Source organism: Actinomadura bangladeshensis (assembly GCF_004348335.1).
Classification (GTDB): Bacteria; Actinomycetota; Actinomycetes; order Streptosporangiales; family Streptosporangiaceae; genus Spirillospora; species Spirillospora bangladeshensis.
Genome location: NZ_SMJW01000394.1, coordinates 1 through 4,916 on the forward strand (window position 1 = coordinate 1; position 4,916 = coordinate 4,916).

At 71.5% G+C, this 4,916-nt stretch carries 4 protein-coding genes; 3 read left to right on the plus strand and 1 reads right to left on the minus strand.

The annotated features are described in order from the left end of the window. Positions 1-99 precede the first annotated feature (99 nt). Positions 100-1,011 carry an ABC transporter ATP-binding protein gene (locus tag E1284_RS38400; RefSeq protein WP_131945057.1) on the plus strand — a complete coding sequence of 304 codons (912 nt, stop codon included), beginning with the start codon at positions 100-102 and terminating at the stop codon, positions 1,009-1,011. Next, a complete protein-coding gene (locus tag E1284_RS38405) occupies positions 1,008-1,724 on the plus strand; it encodes an ABC transporter permease (protein WP_131945058.1) in 717 nt (238 codons plus the stop codon). Before E1284_RS38400 ends, E1284_RS38405 begins: the two co-directional genes overlap by 4 nt. Before the next feature lie 237 nt (positions 1,725-1,961). Here the strand turns inward: E1284_RS38405 and E1284_RS38410 are convergent, their stop codons facing one another. After that, positions 1,962-4,178, minus strand: a complete 2,217-nt coding sequence (locus E1284_RS38410) for a DUF4132 domain-containing protein (RefSeq protein ID WP_131945059.1) — start codon at positions 4,176-4,178, stop codon at positions 1,962-1,964. Positions 4,179-4,286: 108 nt separating this feature from the next. Between E1284_RS38410 and E1284_RS42190 the strand changes: the two genes are divergently transcribed. Beyond that, on the plus strand, positions 4,287-4,916 hold a 630-nt coding region (locus tag E1284_RS42190; RefSeq protein WP_165965595.1), incomplete at its 3' end, for a DUF4328 domain-containing protein.

A 4,916-nucleotide genomic window follows, 5' to 3' on the forward strand; every position in this document is an offset into this window, starting at 1 on the left:
ACGGCATACGGGATTCCTCTCCGTCGGGTGGGCTGGGAGATGTGTAAAAGAGACAGAGGGGGGGGGGGGGGTGTGGGGGGTCGTCCTCCCACGGGGCACATGAGTGAGCTGATACTGGAGAACGTGTCCCGCTGGTACGGGAACGTCGTCGCGGTCAATGGCGTGTCGATGAAGGTCGGGCCGGGCGTGACCGGGCTCCTCGGCCCGAACGGCGCGGGGAAGTCGACGCTGATCCACATGATGGGCGGGTTCCTGGCGCCGTCGTCCGGCAGCGTCACGCTGGACGGGGAGCCGATCTGGCGCAACCCGGGCGTCTACCGCAAGCTGGGGCTCGTGCCAGAGCGGGAGTCGGCGTACGACTTCCTCACCGGCGAGCAGTTCATTGTCGCGATGGCGAAGCTGCACAAGCTGCCCGACCCGGGTGCCGCCGCCCGCCGCGCCATCGGCCTCGTCGAGATGGACTACGCCGCGGAGCGCCCGATCGGCAACTACTCCAAGGGCATGAAGCAGCGCATCAAGATGGCGTCGGCGCTCGTGCACGACCCGCCCGTCCTCCTGCTGGACGAGCCGTTCAACGGCATGGACCCGCGCCAGCGCCTCCAGCTCATGGACCTCATCACCCGGATGGCCGAGGAGGGGCGCACGATCCTGTTCTCCTCGCACATCCTGGAGGAGGTGGAGCGGCTCGCCAGCCACATCGAGGTGATCGTCGCGGGCCGGCACGCCGCGTCCGGCGACTTCCGCAAGATCCGCCGGCTGATGACCGACCGGCCGCACATCTTCCTCGTCCGCTCGTCCGACGACCGCCGGCTCGCCGCCTCGATCATCGCGGACGGCTCGGCCCGCAGCGTCCAGCTCACCGACAAGGGCCTGCGGATCGAGGCGGTCGACTTCCCGCGCTTCACGCTCCTGCTGCCCCAGGTCGCCCGCGACGCCGACGTGCGCCTGTGGGAGGTCTCCCCGGCGGACGAGTCCCTCGAAAGCGTCTTCTCCTACCTGGTGGCCCGATGAACCCGACGATTGCGATGATCACGTTCCGGGCGATGCTCGGGCGCAAGCGCGCGCTGCTCCTGCTGGGGCTGCCGCTGATCCTGCTGGTCCTGTCGGTCGCGCTGCGCGCGGCCGGGCAGAACGACCTGGACGTCTCCGCCGACGTCATCCAGCAGTTCGGGCTGGCCACGCTGCTGCCGCTGCTCGCGCTGATCGCGGGCACCGGGGTGATCGGGCCGGAGATCGACGACGGCCAGATCATGTACGTGCTGACCAAGCCGATCCCGCGCGAGGTGATCGTGCTGACGAAGCTCGTCGTGGCGATCGTCCTGACGACGGCGTTCGCGACCGTCCCGACGCTGCTCGCGGGCCTCATCCTCACTGGGACGACCGCGCAGCTGACGCCCGCGTTCGCGGTCGGGGTCCTGGTCGGCGGCGTCGCCTACAGCGCGGTGTTCGTCGCGCTCGCCGTCGCGAGCCGCAACGCCGTCACGATCGGCCTGCTGTACGCGCTGGTCTGGGAGTCGCTGCTCGGCAGCTTCGCGCCGGGCGCCAAGTCGGCGTCGATCCAGCAGTGGTGCCTGTCCATCACGGACGCGCTGACGGACGCCTCACCGGTCACCTCGACGGTCGACCTGCCACTGGCGATCACGCTGCTCGTCCTGGTCACCGCCGCCGCAACCCTGCTGGCCACTTTCCGCCTCCGCACCCTCCCGGTCGCCAGCGCCGACTAGCACCGACCGCCCCAGCGGCAGCACGGCGATCAGTGACGTCCAGATTGCCGCCCGGCCACCCATGCACCGTTCCGCCGCGCCGGAGCGGTGGAGCGGGTGGAGCAATCCGCCGGGTGGCGATGCGAGCGGGTGGTGATGCGGCGGGAGCGCTGCCATGAGCGGCGACCCGCCACGCGGTGGTGCGCCGCTTCGCTGTGCGGCAGGCCGCAGCCTGGTGGTCGGCCGCTCTGGGGTGGCCTAGGCGGTGAGGTGGGTCAGGTCGGTGAGGAGTTCGGAGGCGGTGACCGGGCCGAGGGCGCCGAAGGGGTGTGCTTCGCCTGAGTAGCGGCCTTTCATGAGGATGACGCGGATGATCGTCTGCTCGGGGTACTCCTGCGGGTCGATGACGCTGATGCCGGGGTCGAGTTGGACCATGATGTGGCGGTCGCCGGGGATGAACAGGGAGATCTCGCGGCGGACGCCGCCGGCCTCCCGGTCGCCCAGGCGCCAGCCGCGGGACGTCATGCCGAGGCATGTGCCGAAGTGGGTCGTGCGGTCTTCGAAGCGTGTCAGGCGGTTCGTGGCGCGTTCGTCGTCGGTGAGCGTGTGGACGGGACGTCCGAGCTGCGCAAACGGCTGAAGGATCTCGTAGTCGGCGAAGACCGAGGACCAGGCGGCGACGGCGTCCTCGCCCAGGACGAGGGGGTGTGGGAGCGTCACGGGGACGTCCAGGGTGAACTCGTCGTCCGCGACGTCGGCGTAGGTACCGTCCTCGGCGACGCGGAACGGGGTGCCTCCGGCCGACCAGACCAGGCGGCGGGCGATGTGCCGCAGTAGCGGGTGGGCGGCGAAGACGCTGTGGAACTCGTCCGGTGTCCAGGAGCGGCCGGTGACCATTGCCCGTTCAAGGCGCTTGATCTGGTCGGCGGCTACCGTCCGGGCCTCCTTCTTGAGGTCGGCGAAGCGTTTGCGGGAGGCGGTGGCGAGGGTCTCGTCGTCCTTCACGCCGGGTTTGGGCAGGGTCTTGCGGGGCTTGCCGTCCTCGTCGGTCAGGAAGGGCTTGAGGCCCTCGTCGAAACCGACCACGAAGCGGCGCGGGCCGTAGTCGAGGGTCAGCGAGCCTTCGGCGTCCAGGCCCAGGTCGGGGACGAGCCGGTCCGCCAGTTGCTCGGGGCTCAGCCCGCGTTGCCGGGCGATGGCGTTGAGCCGGCCCTGCGCGCGGGTGCGCATGTGCTTGGCGGACGCGGCGCGGCGGGCGAGCCGGTCCAGGTGGCGCAGCAGGTCGTCCGGTGGGGCGTCCATCGACATGAGGACGTCGAGCGCCGTCAGGCCCTTGAACGTCCACACGTAGTAGTTGTCCCAGCGGGCCATCCGGTCGGCGAGCCGCGCGGCCGTCTCGGTGTTGCCGAGCCGTCCCAGCGCGTACTGGACGCCCGGCGCGGCCCACAGCCCGGCGTCGCGCTCGTTCTCGTGCAGCGCCCAGGCGAACTCGGCGAGGGAGCCGGGGTCGCACAGCTCGATGACCTGCTCGCAGCCCGCGTACGGCTCGTCCGGCGAGGAGATCAGCAGCATCGTCGCGAAGTGCGCGGCGGCGCGGGCCGGGAGCGCCCGCCGCCGGTCGCGCAGCAGGATCTGGGGGAGCGCGTCGCGCACCCGCTCCTCGTTCCATTCCGGCAGGTCGTCGGGATAACGGTCCAGCGGGTCGGTGCCCAGCGCGCCGATCGCCTCGGCCGCGTCGTCGCCGTGGGTTCGCGCCGCCTCGATGAGGCAGCCGCTGCCGTGCTCGCGGGCGATGAGCGCGAGACCCTGCTCGGCCTTCGTGCGCTTGGGGCCGGGCTTGCGCAGCGCCTCGGGGACGACGAACGGCGCCGCGGCCGCGCCGTGCCAGCCGAACCAGAGACGGGCGGCGGCGTCGGCCTGGCCGCCGAGCGCGTTGATCATCGCCTGGGCGGTGGCGTCGTCCAGGAACGGGACGAGCGCCTCCGCGCCGGACGGATGCTTCTTGACCGCGTTCAGGATCAGCCGGTGGGCGGCGATGCCGCGCCGGGCGGCGAAGTGCCTGTGCGGTATCCGGTACACCCAGCCGGCCCAGTCGCCGTGGTAGCGCGCGTCGGCGAGGAGTTCGTCCGCGAGGTCGCCGGGCCCGTCCATCACCAGCCGGTAGTACCCGCGGGCGCGCTCCCCGCTCCGCGGGGCGTCCAGGGCGGCGCCGCTGCGGAAGTACTCGGCCACCGCGGGCCAGTCGGTGTCCTGGGGGAGCGGCTCGTAAGCCTTCATGAAACCGTCTTCGGCCCGCAGCCACTCCTCGCGCAGCCCGGGTGGCCAGGACTCGGCGGTCGGCGCCTTCGGACGCTTCAGGCCCGTCAGGACGACCGGCTCCGCGGCGCGGCTCGTCCGGCGGGTCCACGGCGGCTCGACGAGCAGGCGGGGGAGTGCGGCGTCGGCGGCATCCTCGATACGGGGGGTGTCGCTCATGGCTCCAGTCTCGCGGGGTCGTCACGATGTTGTGATCATGATGCCCTTTTCCGGGAGCGGTACGGGACGCCAGGATTCGGGCGCACCCCCGAGCCGACTGGAGCAGCCATGGCCAACCCTCCCTACCAGCCCTACGCGCCGTTAGCGCCCGACATCGTCCGGCCGCCGCGCATCGCGGCGATCTTCGCGCTCACCGCGCTCGGGGCCAACGCGCTGGTGCTCAACGTCATCGCCGTGGTGGCGGCGGCCGGCATGATGCGCGGCGGCGGTGAGCTGTCGGAGGACGCCTTCGCCGCCGTGGGCGTCATGCAGTTGCTGCCGCTCGTGGCCGCCTCCGTCGCCGTGATCGTCTGGTTGTGGCAGGCACGCACGACCGCCGACGTCATCGACGAGTTGCCCGACACGTGGGGACGGCCCTGGATCATCTTCGGCTGGATCGTCCCCATCATCAGCTTCTTCGTGCCGCGCAGCATCGTCAGCGGCGTCTGGCGTGCGAGCGCACCGCCCGCCCGGTCGAACTGGCCGGTGAACGCGTGGTGGGCCGCCTGGCTCGTGTACCTGATCGGGTCGAGGGTCCTGGGGTTGCAGGACAGCGGCGGCAACGGCACCGTCCTGCTCCCGGTCATCTGCGAGATCGGGGCCATCGCGGCACTGCTCGCGATGCTGGTCGTCTGGCGGATCACCGGCTACCAGGAGGCGCAGGCCGTCCGCATCCGCGAGGCCATCGCCGCCCCTCCC